This window comes from Cohnella sp. GbtcB17 (assembly GCF_019091135.1).
In the GTDB taxonomy this organism is placed as follows: Bacteria; Bacillota; Bacilli; order Paenibacillales; family Paenibacillaceae; genus Cohnella.
Window position 1 is genome coordinate 81,042 of record NZ_JAGXJW010000030.1, and the last position, 15,767, is coordinate 96,808.

At 61.0% G+C, this 15,767-nt stretch carries 13 protein-coding genes; 9 read left to right on the plus strand and 4 right to left on the minus strand.

The genetic code is table 11. The features are described 5' to 3' along the window. Positions 1-3: 3 nt before the first annotated feature. Positions 4-450, minus strand: a complete 447-nt coding sequence (locus KVT38_RS17635) for a hypothetical protein (protein WP_254639307.1) — start codon at positions 448-450, stop codon at positions 4-6. A gap of 136 nt (positions 451-586) precedes the next feature. Between KVT38_RS17635 and KVT38_RS17640 the strand changes: the two genes are divergently transcribed. Next, entirely contained in the window at positions 587-1,141 is a 555-nt protein-coding gene (locus KVT38_RS17640; RefSeq protein WP_217595054.1) for a DUF309 domain-containing protein, read from the plus strand. Here the strand turns inward: KVT38_RS17640 and KVT38_RS17645 are convergent. Both KVT38_RS17645 and KVT38_RS17650 read right to left on the minus strand, forming a co-directional pair. Then, complete coding sequence (locus KVT38_RS17645) at positions 1,138-1,737, minus strand: beta-class carbonic anhydrase (protein WP_217595055.1); 600 nt, start codon at positions 1,735-1,737, stop codon at positions 1,138-1,140. The genes KVT38_RS17640 and KVT38_RS17645 overlap by 4 nt on opposite strands. Before the next feature lie 15 nt (positions 1,738-1,752). Then, positions 1,753-2,100 (minus strand): iron-sulfur cluster biosynthesis family protein, encoded by a 348-nt coding sequence (locus KVT38_RS17650; protein WP_217595056.1) that lies wholly within the window; start codon positions 2,098-2,100, stop codon positions 1,753-1,755. Positions 2,101-2,214: 114 nt separating this feature from the next. Between KVT38_RS17650 and KVT38_RS17655 the strand changes: the two genes are divergently transcribed. Then, a complete protein-coding gene (locus tag KVT38_RS17655) occupies positions 2,215-3,744 on the plus strand; it encodes a carboxypeptidase M32 (protein ID WP_217595057.1) in 1,530 nt (509 codons plus the stop codon). Between the two features lie 81 nt (positions 3,745-3,825). On the opposite strand, the gene KVT38_RS17660 is transcribed toward KVT38_RS17655, so the two are convergent. Beyond that, positions 3,826-4,725 carry a helix-turn-helix domain-containing protein gene (locus KVT38_RS17660; protein ID WP_217595058.1) on the minus strand — a complete coding sequence of 300 codons (900 nt, stop codon included), beginning with the start codon at positions 4,723-4,725 and terminating at the stop codon, positions 3,826-3,828. A gap of 129 nt (positions 4,726-4,854) precedes the next feature. On the opposite strand from KVT38_RS17660, the gene KVT38_RS17665 reads away from it, so the two are divergent. From KVT38_RS17665 to mutS, 7 genes are all read left to right on the plus strand, one after another. Continuing rightward, positions 4,855-5,628: a phytanoyl-CoA dioxygenase family protein gene (locus KVT38_RS17665; protein WP_217595069.1), complete on the plus strand. Its 774-nt coding sequence runs from the start codon at positions 4,855-4,857 to the stop codon at positions 5,626-5,628. Between the two features lie 142 nt (positions 5,629-5,770). Continuing rightward, entirely contained in the window at positions 5,771-6,949 is a 1,179-nt protein-coding gene (locus KVT38_RS17670; protein WP_217595059.1) for a GntR family transcriptional regulator, read from the plus strand. A 179-nt stretch (positions 6,950-7,128) separates the two neighbouring features. Beyond that, positions 7,129-9,897, plus strand: a complete 2,769-nt coding sequence (locus KVT38_RS17675; protein WP_217595060.1) for a glycoside hydrolase family 38 N-terminal domain-containing protein — start codon at positions 7,129-7,131, stop codon at positions 9,895-9,897. Between the two features lie 314 nt (positions 9,898-10,211). Continuing rightward, positions 10,212-11,201 (plus strand): aromatic acid exporter family protein, encoded by a 990-nt coding sequence (locus KVT38_RS17680; RefSeq protein WP_217595061.1) that lies wholly within the window; start codon positions 10,212-10,214, stop codon positions 11,199-11,201. A gap of 119 nt (positions 11,202-11,320) precedes the next feature. Further along, positions 11,321-11,878, plus strand: coding sequence for an outer spore coat protein CotE (locus KVT38_RS17685; protein ID WP_217595062.1), 558 nt, complete (start codon positions 11,321-11,323; stop codon positions 11,876-11,878). Between the two features lie 250 nt (positions 11,879-12,128). Further along, positions 12,129-13,655 carry a putative amidoligase domain-containing protein gene (locus tag KVT38_RS34825; RefSeq protein ID WP_217595063.1) on the plus strand — a complete coding sequence of 509 codons (1,527 nt, stop codon included), beginning with the start codon at positions 12,129-12,131 and terminating at the stop codon, positions 13,653-13,655. A gap of 206 nt (positions 13,656-13,861) precedes the next feature. Beyond that, positions 13,862-15,767: DNA mismatch repair protein MutS (gene mutS / locus KVT38_RS17695; RefSeq protein ID WP_217595064.1), on the plus strand; the 1,906-nt coding region annotated here is incomplete at its 3' end.

Here is a 15,767-nt window from a genome sequence, read left to right on the forward strand (position 1 = left end):
GGATTACCAGCGGCGAGGGGAATCGTTCGGACCTTGCGGCTGATGCTGTCTGCGACGGCGCAAAGAATTCACGATACCCATGATCAGGACGACGACAAAGAAGATGGCGGCGAGATTGACGAGCAGGCCAAGCATGTCCCCGAAGAAGCCCATGCCGCCGAACATGCCGCCGAACAGCATGCCGGCGATGCCGCCGATCATGAGGCCCTTCATGAAGCTGCCTCCGCTCATGAATCCTCGCTTTTGCGTCGTTGCAGCGGCCCCCGCCGTCGTTCCGGGTTTCTTGTTCGTGCTGCTGGATACGTTGTCCTGCGCCTTAGCCGGCGTCTTCGTGTAAGAGCGCTTGCTGGAGCTGAACCCCTTGCGCGCGGCGTCTGCCGCGTCGGCCGGAATGACGACCGCTGCCGTGAAGGCGAACAGCGTGAACACGAGCAACATTTTTTTCCACATACGCTGCGATTCCTCCTGTGTATATGAGATGCGTTCGGTAATACGGCGAAAAACGCATGCGGTTTCATTTTTTTGCGTTTTTTCGTATGCTAGTGGCTGACGGTAGTTGCATGGATGGAAGGAGCGCGCAGTCGCCATGATGTCATTATTCCCGATTCCCGAGCCTTTCGTACATTATTTGGCGGAATACCATGGCACCCGCGATTACTTCGAGTGTCATGAGATTATGGAGGAATATTGGAAGCAAAAAAAAGAAGCCGCCTTTGAAGGCAGCTGGCTGGTGCTTATTCGGATCGCCGTCATGCAGTACCATGCGCGCAGGGGCAACGGCAGCGGCGCCTTGAAGCTGCTCGCGAAGGCCGATTCGGAGCTCCAACCGGACCGCATGGACGAGCTCGGCCTGGACGGCGGGCAATTAAAGCGAATGCTGGGCCAAAGAATGGCGCGCTGGACCGATGCGCGCAGCGTCGTCTACGACGACTTCAACTTGCCGATCGCCGACCGCGATCTGCTGGACGCTGCCGTTCGCAGGTGCGAGGCGCTTGGCGCGGCTTGGCTGTCTCCCGGAGCGGCGGCGGACGAGAGCGTCGTCCATCGCCATATCGCGAGAGACCGGACCGACGTCGTCCAGGCGAGGGAGGCCGCGATTCGCAGCCGGCAGCGCGACCGAACCCTTGGCAATGCCGATTAATCGATCAGCGCGCTGGCGTCGTTTTGCGCCGACAGGTAAGCGTAGCCGTCCGTGACGAGCTCGAGCTCGCCGGTTACCGGATCGATGATGAGGCCGTGGACCGGCGTGCCCGGCGGCAGCAGCGGATGGTTGCGGACGATGTCGACACTGTTTTCTACGCTGCTCTTGACGTTTTCGAAGCCGGTCAGCCAGCGGTTGAAGTCGACGCCGGAATTGTGCAGCATGCGAATCGTATCCTGACGGATGCCGCGCTTCATCATGTGACCGACGACGACCTTCGGATCGATTCCCGTCATGCCGCAGTCCTTGTGACCGATGATCATGACTTCATCGCCCTTCAGCTCGTAAAGCGCGACGATGACGCTGCGCATAATGTTGCCGAACGGCGCGGTGATGATGGCGCCTGCGTTTTTAATGATCTTGGCGTCGCCGTTGCGTATGTTGAGCGCCTTCGGGAGCAGCTCCGTCAGACGCGTGTCCATGCAAGTGACGACGACGAGACGCCGGTCGATCGCATTGTTGTTCGCGTACTTTTCGAATTCTTTGTTCGCGACGAACTCCCGGTTGTGGCTAAGTACTTCTTCCAATTTGGTCATAGTAGATGGCTCCTATCAGCGAATATGAGTGCTTGCGGAAGTTCTCAGGTCGATCGTGCCCAGCGCGTTCGTGTAGATCTGGCCGTCGCTTGACAGCCTGAAGCTGCGGTTTGCGCCGTCGTAGGAGACGCGCAGCAATTCGTCGAAATAAACCGCGTGTTGCGGCTCGTACCACAGTTCGATCGGCTCGCTGTCCGCCTGCAGATCGCCCTCGGCCGGCGCGTCGACCGCCCACAGAAACGGTACGCCGTTCACGGCGCAGCCGCAGCCTTCGTTGTCCGAGACCAGCTTCCAGACGCGGACCGGCGGGTCGAACTTCGCTTGCAGCGCGGCGGCCGCCTCACTCGTCCATTCGATTCTCATCGCTCATCGCTCCCTTTGGCCAGCGTTATAAGACCGTTATGTTGATTATAGAGATCGGGGCAGGTATGATCAAGGGGTCTGCTTTTCAATAGGAAATGGAAGGATGAGATCGGCATGAGCGAAAATGCTGCAGCGAAGCATTCGGCGATCGCCCGGTTTCGTGCGCTGACGACCCAGATCAAGCATTACGAGGAGCTGCTCGGCGTCGTTTACTGGGACATGCGGACAGGCGCGCCGCGCAAGGGCATCGCCCAGCGCTCGGAGGCCGTCGGCACGCTGTCGTCGGAGATGTTCAGGCTGTCCACTTCAGCAGAGATGGGCGAGCTGCTGGGCGAGCTGGATGGGGCGGGAGCAGACGTCGAACTGACCGACGTGGACCGCAAGCTGATCAAGGAGACGCGCAAGGAATACGAGCGGAACCTTAAGATTCCGCCGGAGCTGTACCGCGAATACGTCGTGCTGACCTCCCAGGCCGAGACCGAATGGGAAGAAGCGAAGGCCAAAAGCGACTTCAAAGGCTTTCTCCCCTACCTGAAGCAAATTATAGACTACAACCGCCGCTTTATCGCCCTATGGGGCGTGAAGGGGACGCCGTACGACACGCTGCTGGACATGTACGAGCCAGGCACGACGACGGCGGACCTGGACCGGCTGTTCGGCGAGCTGCGCAACAGGCTCGTGCCGCTCGCGGCCGACATCGCGGGGCGCGGGGACAAGCCGGACACGGCATTTTTGCAGGGTACGTTCGATAAAGCGGCGCAGAAGCGCTTCAGCCTGTATACGCTCGGTCAGATGGGCTACGACTTCGAAGCGGGCAGACTCGACGAGAGCGTGCATCCGTTCGCGACCGGCCTCAGCACCGGCGACGTCCGGATTACGACGCGTTACCTCGAAGACGATCTGACGAGCGCGCTGTTCGGCACGATCCACGAATGCGGGCACGCCTTGTACGAGCAAAACGTCGATCCGAAGCTGAACGGCACGCCGCTTTGCGGCGGCACGTCGATGGGCATTCACGAATCTCAGTCGCGTCTGTGGGAAAATATGATCGGACGCAGCCGCGGCTTTTGGGAGCGGTATTTGCCGGAGCTCAAAAAGGAATTTCCCGCCCAGCTCGAAGGCGTGGAGGCGGAGGCGTTTTATCGCGGCATCAACGTCGTCGAGCCGTCGCTTATTCGCATCGAGGCGGACGAATTGACGTACAACCTCCATATCATGATTCGTTATGAGATCGAGAAGATGCTGTTTAACGAAGATCTCGATCCCGAACGGCTCGAAGAAGTGTGGAATGCGAAGTATAAAGAAGCGCTCGGCATCGAGCCTGCAAATGCGGGCGAAGGCGTCCTGCAGGACGTCCACTGGTCGGGCGGCATGTTCGGCTACTTCCCGTCGTATTCGCTCGGCAATATGTACGCGGCGCAAATGCTGAAGACGGCCGAGCGGGAGCTGCCGACGCTGCACGAGGACATCGCTGCCGGCCGCCTGCTGCCGCTCAAGGAATGGCTCACGGAGAAGGTGTACCGCCACGGCAAAATGCTCGAACCGCGCGAGATCATCGAGCGGATCACCGGAGAAGCGCTGCGGTCGGATTATTTGTGCGATTACTTGGAAGAAAAGTACAAACACATCTACCGGCTTCGTTAACGAAGAACGCAACTGCCGAAGGGATGAACGGGTTTTCCGTTCATCCCTTTTTGGCATGCGCTTATGCGCGGACTGCGTTGGTTACGTACGGGCGGGCAAGGCGGCCTTGCGATACTCGGCGGGCGGCAGGCCGTGGCGATCGGAGAAGACGCGGGTGAAATAATGCACGGACTGGTACCCCGTGACATCCGCGACTTCCTTGACGCTGCAGATCGTCGTCTTGAGCAGGCCTTCCGCCGTTCGCATTCGTTCCTCGGTGACGTAGTCCACGAGCGATTGGCCGAGCTCTTCCTTGAAGATGCGGGACAGATGGCGCGCGGATATGTTCAAATATGCCGACACCTCTTCCAGTCGAAGCGAGCTCGCGAGGTTGTCGCGAATATAGCGCTTGGCCAGCTGGACGAGATGCGTGCGGGAGCGGGAGGACGATCTCGACTTGGCTGCGGGCGCTTCGTCCCGTTTGCCGAACGTTCCCGGAAAGGAGCGAAGAAGCATCGCGCACAGGCGTTTCGTTTGCGTCTCGCCGTCCTCCCGGTGCAGCAGGACATGCCGATACAACGCACGCCACAGCAGCGCGGTCACGCCTTCCGGATCGACGACGACCGGCAAGCGGCAGCCGAGCATTTCATTCTCATACTGCCTGGTCTCGGGCGACGTCTCTGCCGCGACGACTTCGAAGGCGACAAAAAACAGCATCAGGCCGGTACGGCTGCGTATTTGATGCCAATGTCCGGGCAGCGAAGCGAAGAGGGAGCCGCTTTCCAGCTTGTAAGTGATCTCGTCGTCCTCGTATTCGCCTTCGCCGTCCAGCACGTAGCAAATTTCATAAAAAGAATGCCGATGGACGGGATTGTCGTAATGCTGCCAAACGAGTCCCCAGTTGTAAATTCGGAAGGCGACGCCATCGCCGTCCTCTTCGCCCAATCTTCGGTTGTAGTCGTTCAAAATCCGGGTCGCGAGAACAAAGTTGTCTTCCGTCACCGAAATCACCTCTTGGCGCGATTTTGCAAACGAGCGTCCGGCTTCTGCAAATACAAGGCGGCTCCAAATTTCCTATACTGATCGTATTACAAGCGTTTACATCGAAGGAGGAGATTTTGATTGAATAAGCTGATTAAAGCAGACGACGTACAATTTTACAAGGATAACGGGTATTTGCTCGTTCGCGGCGTATTCTCGTTCGCAGAAGTGGAGGAGATGCGAGGCGCCGTGACCGGCATCATCGAACGCGCCGCCAGGTCGAAATTCGACGGCAACGCGACCTGGCAAGGAGACTATTTGCCGCCCGAGGAGTTAAAGAAGCTGGTGCTCAAGGGCTTCCACGACGTCCATTATCACGACGCCTCGTTCACCCGCGCAGCCGTGCATCCGAACATGACGGCCGTCCTGTCGCAGCTCATCGGTCCGAACGTCCAGCTTCATCACAGCAAGATGCTGGTCAAGCCGCCCGAGAAGGGCGCCGCATTCCCGCTGCATCAGGACACGCCATATTTCCCGCATGCCGACCATACGATGCTCGCGGCCAGCGTCCATCTCGACGACTCGGACATGGAAAACGGCTGCCTGTGCGTCATTCCCGGCTCCCACAAGCAAGGGCTGCTGCCCCATGTCGGACGCTATTACCTCGATCACAAGCAATATCCGTTATCCGCGGCGACGCCTTGTCCGGCATCTGCGGGCGACGTGCTGTTCTTCAACTATTTGACCATCCACGGCTCCGACATAAACCGCAGTACGCGCAATCGGCGCAACGTGCTGTTCCAGTACCGCGATCCGACGGACCTGCCGACCGAAGACGTGCATGTGAACTGGGGGCAGGGGCTCATGGTTTGCGGGGAAAATCCGGTTTATAAGGCTTATCAGCCCGAATACGCTTTGAAATAAAGGCCAGCCTTTCATTTTGTTCGGACATAGACCTGACGTCCTTCTTGGGCGGCAGGTCTGTTTTTTATGGAACGGAAGGCAATAGGAGAGTTGGTTGAATGATATGTCATTTGCTATAATGACTGCAACGACATTGAAGGGCATGAGATTAATGACGCAGGGGACGCCGCTATATCGCACCATTTTCTCTTATTTCCTGGAAGAAATCGCCGAGCGGCGGTTAAAGGCGGGAGACCGGCTGCCGACGGAGCTCGAGATCGCCGAACGGTTCGGCGTGAGCCGGATCACCGTGATCCGCGCAATGAAGGAGCTGGAGCATCGGCAGCTGCTGTATCGCGTGAAAGGCAAAGGGACTTTTGTTCGCGAGGATCTGGACCTTCGCAACGAGCGGGGCATGCATGATCAAGCGAAGTCCGGGACGGGACAAGATTCAAGCGACGCAGAAACGGCCGCCGATGTCGCCCTTCCCCTCATCTCGGTCATTATGAGCGATTTGGAGCAAGCGGGGCAGGATATGCTGCGCGGCATCGAGCATGCGGCGCGGAAGCACGGTTATTACGTGAGCTTTCACAACGCGATGATGGATCCGCGCGTGGAACGGAGCTTGCTGGAAAAGCTGGCGCAGGACGCGCGGGGGATTATTGTGTATCCTTGCGCGGGCATGGACAACATCGACCTGTTCAGCGGCATGACGATCCGGCAATTTCCCTATGTCGTCATCGATCATCCGCTGGAAGGCATCGAAGTGCCGCTGTTCTCGCCGGACAACGAGGGCGGCAGCTACGAGATGACCCGGCATTTGATCCGGCTGGGACACGAACGTATCGCATTCGTTGCGCCGGGGCTTTATTTGCATCCCTCGCTTCGTCAGCGGTACAAGGGCTATTGCCGCGCGCTGATCGAAGCCGGCATTCCCGTGCGTCCGGACTGGATCGAGTCCGCGGACTGGACCGACGTCAGTAAACCGGATGCCCTATTAAGGGAAGCGTCCGCTCTTTTGCAGCGTTGGTTGTCGGGCCATTCGCGGCCGACTGCTCTGCTCGCCGGCAACGATATTCTGGCTATTCATCTGATCAAGGCCGCTTTGACGGCAGGAATCGCAGTTCCCGAAGCGCTGTCCGTCGCGGGCTTCGACAATCTCGCCATGACTGAATATTTGGAGGTGCCGCTGACGACGGTCAGCCAGCCTTTCTACGAAATGGGGGAAAGCGCCGCGGAAGCGCTCATCCGGCTCGTCCGGGACGGAATTCCCATTGCAGGCAGGCAGCTGGACACTACGCTCGTCATACGCGAGTCGACCGCGGCTCCCCAGCAAAATTGAACATTATAGATGCGGTTTCCATAGAAGAGCCGTCTCAAGGCCGGTTAGCCGACTTCGAGACGGCTTTTCTGTTATTTCCGGTCATGCACAATCGAAAATAATGATATAACATATAGTTGTGGTTCATTCTTTCGACGTTTATAATGATATATTATTTGAACATTTGAGGGGGATTCAAATTGAGCGATTCGCAGAAAAAAATCAGTAAGGTATACGTATTGTCGCACACGCATTGGGATCGGGAGTGGTACCAGGATTTCCAGGGCTTTCGCCAGCGGCTCGTATACATGATGGACGAACTCATCGATCATATGGAAGGCGACGAGGCGTACCGTTACTTCATGCTGGACGGACAGACGATCATCCTGGACGATTACATCCGCATACGGCCGGAGCGCAGGGAGCGGCTTGCCAAGCTGATCGCGGACGGAAGAATACAGATCGGACCCTGGTACGTCATGCCGGATGAATTTCTGGTCAGCGGCGAGTCGTTGATCCGCAATTTGCTCAAAGGCATTCGCGAATCCCGCAAATGGGGGGCAGAGCCCGTACGCTCCGGTTACGTAACGGATATATTCGGCCACAACAGTCAATTGCCGCAACTGCTTCAGGGGTTCGGAATCGATCATGCCGTGATGTTCAGAGGGTTTCGCGGCGACAAAGATCCGTCCGAGCTGTGGTGGGAAGGCGCGGACGGCAGCCGGGTGCTGGGACTGAAGCTTGACGAGGACCGGGCGTACAGCGATTTTTACTTTGCCGTGAGATGGCCGTTTTTCGAGCGGGACGACGATTACGCAGGCCATGCGGAGGAGCTGGTCCAGCGGGCGCAGCAGTATTTAGCGTTTAAAAATGAACGCGCTACCACCGACATCGCGATCGGGATGGACGGCGTGGACCATGTCGAGATCGAACCTCAGCTGGCATGGCTGCTGCGCATGTTGACGGAAGAAACTGGCGTTGAATTCGTTCATGCCACGATCGAGCAATATACGGCCGAGCTGCGTTCGAAAATCAATGATCTTAAGGTGCACAAAGGCGAGCAGCGCGCGCTCGGCTTCAGCGGCATTAACAACTGGGTGCCGGAAAACGTGCTGTCTTCCCGCATTCATCTAAAGCAGAATAATCAGTATGGGGAAAATTTGCTGGAGAAATGGGCGGAACCGCTCGGCGTCATGACCGCCGCGCTGGGCAAGCCATACCCGGCTGGCTTCCTGTCCGAGGCTTGGGCGCATCTGCTTCAAAATCATCCGCACGATTCGATCTGCGGCTGCTCGATCAACCAGGTCCATCGGGATATGATCTACCGGTTCGACCAGGCCAGACTCATCGGCGAAGGACTCGTTAAGGAAAGTTTGCAGTACGTTGTCAACCATCTGAACGAAACGCAGGTGGACGGTAAACAAGTGCTTGCCGTGTTCAACATGTCGCAAAGCGCGATTGACGGCATCGTGGAGATCGAGCTTTCGCTGCCGGCCGGGTCGGACGCCTCGCTGCGGATGGCGGATCATAATCTGCAAGGCACCTCCTTCCGGCTATTCGACGGGGAACGTCGCGAGATCGCCTATCAAGTGCTGTCGGTGCAGCGCGAGCATGCGGAGATGTACCGGCCGTACCGTGAGCTGCCGCGAGCCCGCGTCAGCGATGTTTACCGGCTGGCGATCCATGCGAAAGTACCTTCGTTCGGCTATACGGCCTACACGGTCGAGCCCTTCGAGCTCGATTGGCACGGACCGCTCGAGTTCAGCGCGCCGAAGCTAGTCGCGCCCGTCCGCCATCCAGGGACGCAAAGAATCGGCGCTCGCGCCTGGGACAACGGACGGATCCGGTTGGAGGTACGGCCGGACGGCACGCTCGATATTACCGAGGCAGCGACCGGCCATACGTTCCGCGGGCTGCTCCGTTTCGAAGATGAAGGAGATATCGGGGACGGCTGGACGCATATGGCGCCGATCGGCAATGAACGCTTTACCTCCTCCGGCCCGCCAGCGCAGCTGTCCGTCGTGTACGACGGTCCATATGCCACTTGCCTTCGGATCCGGTCTGGCATGCGGCTGCCGGCGGGCGTCGACGCTTCGGGGACGAGGCGAAGCGACGCGTGGACGGACTTTGCCGTTACGACTTTTATCACGCTCCTTCAGGGCGATGCGAAGGTTTACTGCCGGACCGTCGTCGATAACGCGGTGCGCGACCATCGCTTCGGCGTCTGGTTCCCGACTGGACTCGATACGGACAGTTACGCCGCCAGCACGCCGTTCGACCTGGTGAAGCGTCCGTTCCGCGAGCCGGACCGATCCGATTATTTGCGCAAGCCGTACGAAGCTTTTCCGCACAACGGCATTTTGGCCGCGAACGACGGCAAGGCGGGGCTTGCCATATACAGCAAAGGGCTTTATGAGGTATGCCTGCGCGACGACGAGGACCGGGCGCTCTGGTTGACCCTTTTCCGAAGCACGGCCAAAGAGGTCGGCACCGATCCGGGGGACGGCGGCCAACAGTTGAGGACGATGACTTTCGAGTATGCGATCGAACCGTTTCGCGTCGAGGAACAGTTCGAGAGCAAGCTCTGGCTGGCTCATCAGCGCTATGCGGCCGGCATTCGTACTGCGGAACGGCCGGCGGGCCGCGTATGGAGAGAATCGCCTTATCGCAGAGACGCGAACCTGCCGCTCTCGTCATCTTTTCTCGGCATAGCGGGTGCCGGTCTGCAGGTCAGCGCGGTCAAAGCGGCCGAAGAGGGGGATAACCGCTGGATCGTTAGAATTTTTAACACGACCGATCTAGAGGCGAGCGGCAGACTGATCTGCCATCGCGCGCTTGCCGAAGTCCATCTGCTTAATTTGAACGAGGAAACGCTCGAAAAGCTGAAGACCGATCGAAGCGAGGTTGCCGTCAAAGCCGGCCCCCGGCAGATCATTACCGTAGGCCTGGTATGGGACGATACCTTATGAGGCTGCCATGCGGAGCAGTTCCGTACAACTCCCCTCATGGATGCGGCTCTTAGTGGGCTGGACAGATTTCCGGTCCGGTTTGCAATCGTTTCGGCGACGCCATGTGCGAATCGTGACGGAAGTGAGGCACGAGATTCGGCACGCAACCGTTCCATACGCCGACGAAGCTGATTTTCATCGCCGCCTGAAGGAGCGGACCGGATACCCGCATCTCGAATTCGAGCGGCTGGCCGCGCCGGTCGTTGTTTTGACGTCTCTTTGCCGAACGGTTACGATGAAGACATCAGATTCGCGTAACAATCGGGGGAAACGGCATGAGCGCGACAAAGGAATCAAGCGACCTGCGACGCCTGGTCGGACTGCGCGTGATGAAAACGGCACTCGCGACTGTGGCTGCCATTTATATCGCGATGCTGCTGAATGTGGAAAATGCGCAGGCGGCCGGCATCCTCGCCATCCTGGGCGTCGATACGACACGCTGGCGGGGCATCATGACGGTATACGCGCGGTTCGCGGCGTCCGTCATCGGTTTGGCCGTCGCATCGGCCGTGTTCCTGCTGGCGGGCTTCCACGTCTGGACGCTTGCGCTGTACATACTGATCGCATTCCCGTTGCTCACGCGCATTAAGATGAAGGAAGGCATCGTGACCGGTTCGGTCATCGTCTTCCATCTGTTCCACAACGGGATTGTGTCCTGGCATACGATCGGCACGGAGCTTGCGCTGCTCGCCATCGGACTCGGCTCGGCGACGGCGTTTAACCTTGCGTATATGCCGAAGCAGCGCAAGTCGCTCGAATCATTGAGACAGACGACCGAGGATATGTTCGTCGCGACGCTCGGCGAGCTGGCCAAGTTTCTGCGCGACCCGGCGACCGTATGGAACGGCGACGAGCTGCTCCGGGCGGAAGCGGCGATCGAGGAAGGCTTGCAGGCGGCGAAGCGCTCGCAGGAAAACCGGCTCAGCCGGCAGGACGAGCCCTGGCTGCTCTACTTCGGCATGCGGCGCGAGCAGCTCGACATGATTCAGCTTATGATGGAAAACATCGCGTTCGTCTCGTCGAGCGTGCCGCAGTCCGAAGCGATCGCTTCGCTGCTCGACCGGCTGACAAGGGACGTGCGGTCCGAATTTTACGAGGGCAAGACCGAACGCGAGCTGGACGCGCTCGAACGGGAATTCAAAGCGATGCCGCTGCCGGCGACACGGGAAGAATTCGAGATCCGGGCTGCGCTGCTGCACCTGTGCCGGGAGCTTCGCCGCTACTTGACCGTCGGGAGAAGAGGCAAAATGCGCAGGTCTTCATGAACAAGGACCGGCATACAATCATAGAGACGAAGCGTCAATGCAAGGATACGTTTTTGTCACTCTAGACGAATGTCCTGCATAGACTTTAATTGAATTGATTGTATGGAGGAGGTCATTGCATGACGCTCGCGGATAAACGGCTGCAGCGAAGGGAAATCATCACGAAGGCAGTCTGCGGCAAGGGCCGCAAATTCTCGACGATTACCCATTCGGTCACGCCGCCGCACCATCCCACCAGCATTCTCGGGGCATGGATCATCAATCACCAGTACGAAGCGGTTCGTTCGGGTGACGGCATCGAGGTGGTCGGGTCTTACGATATCAACATCTGGTATTCGTACGACAAGAACTCCCAGACCGACGTCGCCAAGGAGACGGTCTCGTATTCGGAGCTCGTGCCGCTGTCGTATGTAGACCCCCGTCATCGGAGCTCCACGGAAGAGGTGTCTGCGGATGCGACGCAGGAACCGAACTGCGTGGAAGCGTTGATCGGCGGAGGCGGTACTTCCGTGCTTATTCGCGTGGAGCGCGAATACGCGGTCGAGATGGTCGCGGAAACCAAAGTTTGCGTGGTCGTGGATCCGAACTACTTCGAAGACGGCAAGGACGCGGACTTTGCGCTGGACGAAGGCGATTACGAAGACCTCGATGCCGACCTGCTTGAAGACGATCTGTAAGCGGCCCGCTGCGGCCGATACTTATGTCTATGCAGAAGCGATGGAAGTGTCGAGGGCGGATGCCTGCTTCGTTCGGTAAAATCGCTTTGTCGTCGGCTCAATCGCGCGCAACGCTAAGGGCTAGGCCCGTTTGCGAAGCCGCCTGCGGTTCCGGCGCCGGGGCAAGGACAGAATCAGGGAAGGGTCATCCGGCTTCGACGTACAACCGTCGGCGGGACGGCCCTTCCCGTGTTGTTCGGGGGGGATGGCGGTGAGGGAATCCGGCTTGAAGCGCGGCATGGGCGCAGCAAATGCCGTCGTCATCGGCTCGCGGACGGCGGCCGGCAAGCGCGGGGAGATCGGACAGGCGGCGCCCGGGACGGTATGGGTCGAAGGAGGAGGAGCGGTCGGCGAGCTGCTTGCGTCGGCCGGACTTAAGCGGCTTGGCGCGGACAGCCTTCCCGGACCCTCCGACGTCGTCGTGCGCTTGTCCGGCGAAAAGGGAGAGCGCGTGCGTTCGGCTTCGGCGGCAAGTGCCGGACATGCCGGGACTTGGACCTGGAATGCGGCCGCCGGCGCGGTCGGATCGCTGCCGGCCGCGGAGCTCGATCGGCGTCTCGCGCGTGAGGGGCTGGCATCGGCGATCCGGAAAAACGGCGGCGGCGTTGAGGGAGGCTGGCGCCGCGGACACGGGGCGCCGGGAACGCTCCGCATGCCGCCGCGGACGTTTGTCGTCGCCGTGTTCGGCCTCGAAGCGCCGATCGTCCGCCCGGAGCCGGGTCCGCATGCGGCGGGACGCGAGCTGGCGCGCCGGCTCAGCAGAGCTTCGGCGCGCGCGATCTATGCGCTCGGGCTTGAGCTCGGCACGGTGACGTGGCAGGTGGACGCATCCGGTCGGCGAGGCGTCATCGTCGGCCTGGAAGCGGCCATCGGCGAGCCCGACGAGGCGGGCGCGCGCAGCTTGGCCGAGGCGGCCGCCGCATTTGCGGCCCGATGGCCTGTGGAGGCGGCAATCGGCAAGCCGGAGGCGCTCATCGGCGCGGATCCGGAATTTGTCATGCTCACGGCCGCAGGCAGGATCGCGCCGGCGTCCCGGTACTTCGGTCCGGGAGAGCGCGCCGGCAGCGACTCGGTCGTCGTGCGGGGCGAGCAGCGCTGGCCGCTTGCCGAGCTGCGGCCGCGGCCGGCGCGGGAGCCGGCCGTGCTGACGGAGCGGATCCGGCGGCTGCTGCTTGACGCGTCCGCGCGGACGGCGGGCGCAGGGCTGAGCTGGCGCGCGGGCGCCGCGCCGGTCAAGGGCTTGCCGCTGGGCGGGCACCTGCACTTTAGCGGCGTCGCCCTTACGGCCGAGCGGCTGCGGGCGCTCGACAACGCGCTCGCGCTGCCGCTGCGGCTGCTCGAGCCGGACGGCGCGGGGCGCCGGCGTCCGCGCTACGGCGCGCTCGGCGACTTCCGGACGAAGTCGCACGGCGGCTTCGAATACCGGACGCCGCCGAGCTGGCTCGTGTCGCCGCGGCTCGCGCTCGGCGTATTGTCGCTCGCCAAGCTGGCCGCCGAGCATTCCCGCGAGCTGGCCGGATGCCGCCCGCTCGACGACGACGCGCTGCGCGACGCCTTCTACGATGGAAGCCTGACGCCGCTGCGTCAGGCGGCCGCAGCGGTGCGCGCCGCGCTCGAAGCGCTGCCGGCTTATGCGAAATACGGCGAGGCGGCCGGATTTCTGTTCGATGCGATCGAAGCGGGCAAAGTGTGGAACGAAAGCGCGGATATCCGGCGCGGATGGCGGATTCCCGAATGACGGAACTTGGTCGGGATCGGCGCCCGCCGTTCGCTCGGCCTTTCGCGCAAGGCAAGCGGCAGGTGGCCTACGAAAAGGCGCTGCCGTTTTTTCATGCGCGCGGGACCGTCTGACCTACTTTCTGCCAGTTTCCGCGCCGACCACGACGAACCTCGCAAAGCTTGGTATAATAGATGGATGAGTTCAGAGCGACAATGGAGGATGCTATGGCTGGCTATACCCCGATGATGCAGCAGTATTTGTCCGTGAAGGAAGAAGCGAAGGACGCGCTTTTGTACTTCCGATTGGGCGATTCCTATGAAATGTGTTTCGAAGACGCGCTTACGGCGTCCCGCGAGCTCGAGATTACGCTGACGGGCAGGGGCGCGGGTCAGGAAGAGCGCATTCCGATGTGCGGCGTTCCCTATCACGCGGCGGAAGGTTACATAGCGAGACTGGTGGACAAAGGCTACAAGGTCGCGATCTGCGTACAGGTGGAGGCTCCGAAGGCGGCCAAAGGCGTCGTGCGGCGCGAGATCGTGCGCATCGTGACGCCTGGCACCGTTATGGAGACGAAGTCGCTGGCGGGCGGCGCGAACAACTTTATCGTAGGCGCCGCCGAGCAGGACGGCCGCTTCGGGCTCGCCGCGTGCGATCTGACGACCGGGGAGATGTACGTGACGTCGTTTGCCGCATCGGCGGAGTCCGTTAAAAACGAGCTGAACGTATATCGCCCGGCCGAGGCGGTCGGCGACGAGCGGGCGCTTGCCATATTGGAAGGAGCGTCCCGATCGTCCGGCAGAACTTTGGTCACGACGGTCAGGTCGCAGTCCGAGGCGCCCGACGAGCGGCTGGCCGCGCAGTTCCCCGAAGAGCGGTGGGACAGGCACGAGCCGGTAAGGAAACTCGCCGTCGCCCGCCTCGCAGAGTATCTCGGCGAGACGCAGAAGCGGTCGCTCGCCCATGTGCGCGCGGTCAAGAGCTACGACCCGCAGCAGTTCATGGCGCTCGACGCCTTCACGCGGCGCAATCTCGAGCTGACCGAGACGGTGCGCGATCGCGCCCGCAAGGGCTCGCTGCTCTGGCTGCTCGACCGCACGCGCACGGCGATGGGCGCGCGCCAGCTGAAGCGCTGGATCGACCAGCCGCTGCTCGATCGGACGGCGGCGGACGAGCGGCTCGACGCGGTCGAGGCGCTGCACGGCAACTGGATGCTGCGCGAGGATTTGCGCGGCGCGCTGTCTGAGATTTACGATCTCGAGCGGCTCGTCGGGCGGATCGCCTACGGTACGGCCAACGCGCGCGACCTGAACGCGCTCGGGGCGTCGCTGTCGCGCATTCCGGCGCTCAAGGACATTTGCGCGGAGCTCGGCTCCGGGCCGCTGTCCGCGCTGGCGCAAACGCTCGACGCCTGCGAGGATCTGGCGCTCGCGATCGCGGACGCGATCGCGGCCGAGCCGCCGGTGTCCGTGCGCGAGGGCGGATTGATCCGCCCCGGCTTCCACGAACGTCTCGACGAGCTGCGCGAAGCGAGCAAGAACGGCAAGACGTGGATCGCCGAGCTCGAGCGGCGGGAGCGCGAGGCGACGGGCATCAAGTCGCTGAAGATCGGCTTCAACAAAGTGTTCGGCTACTATCTCGAGGTGACGCGGGCCAATCTCGGCACGCTGCCCGAGGGCCGCTACGAGCGCAAGCAGACGCTGGCCAATGCCGAGCGCTATGTCACGCCGGAGCTGAAGGAGAAGGAAGCGCTCATCCTCGAAGCCGAGGAGCGCATGGTGGATCTCGAGTACGAGCTGTTCGCCGCCCTGCGCGACGAGATCGCCCTCCATATCCCCAGGCTGCAGCGGCTGGCCGAGCGCGTCGCGAGCCTGGACGTTCTCCAGTCGCTCGCCGAGGTCAGCGCGGAGCGGCGTTATGTCCGGCCGACCTGGAGCGACGGCTACGACCTGAACGTGACGGGCGGGAGGCATCCCGTCGTCGAAGCCGTCACCGAGGGGAGCGCCTATATCTCGAACGACGCTTCGCTCACGCGCGAAGGCGGTCCGATCCTGCTCATCACCGGTCCGAATATGGCGGGCAAGAGCACGTACATGCGGCAGGTCGCGATGACCTGCATCATGGCCCAAATCG

Bases quoted from the DNA above. Each gene is read 5' to 3' on its own strand.
- KVT38_RS17650 (WP_217595056.1), bottom strand. From the start codon at position 2,100: ATGAGAATCGAATGGACGAGTGAGGCGGCCGCCGCGCTGCAAGCGAAG.
- KVT38_RS17670 (WP_217595059.1), top strand. From the start codon at position 5,771: ATGAGATTAATGACGCAGGGGACGCCGCTATATCGCACCATTTTCTCT.
- KVT38_RS17635 (WP_254639307.1), bottom strand. From the start codon at position 450: ATGTGGAAAAAAATGTTGCTCGTGTTCACGCTGTTCGCCTTCACGGCA.
- KVT38_RS17645 (WP_217595055.1), bottom strand. From the start codon at position 1,737: ATGACCAAATTGGAAGAAGTACTTAGCCACAACCGGGAGTTCGTCGCG.
- KVT38_RS17640 (WP_217595054.1), top strand. From the start codon at position 587: ATGATGTCATTATTCCCGATTCCCGAGCCTTTCGTACATTATTTGGCG.
- KVT38_RS17685 (WP_217595062.1), top strand. From the start codon at position 11,321: ATGACGCTCGCGGATAAACGGCTGCAGCGAAGGGAAATCATCACGAAG.
- KVT38_RS17680 (WP_217595061.1), top strand. From the start codon at position 10,212: ATGAGCGCGACAAAGGAATCAAGCGACCTGCGACGCCTGGTCGGACTG.
- KVT38_RS17655 (WP_217595057.1), top strand. From the start codon at position 2,215: ATGAGCGAAAATGCTGCAGCGAAGCATTCGGCGATCGCCCGGTTTCGT.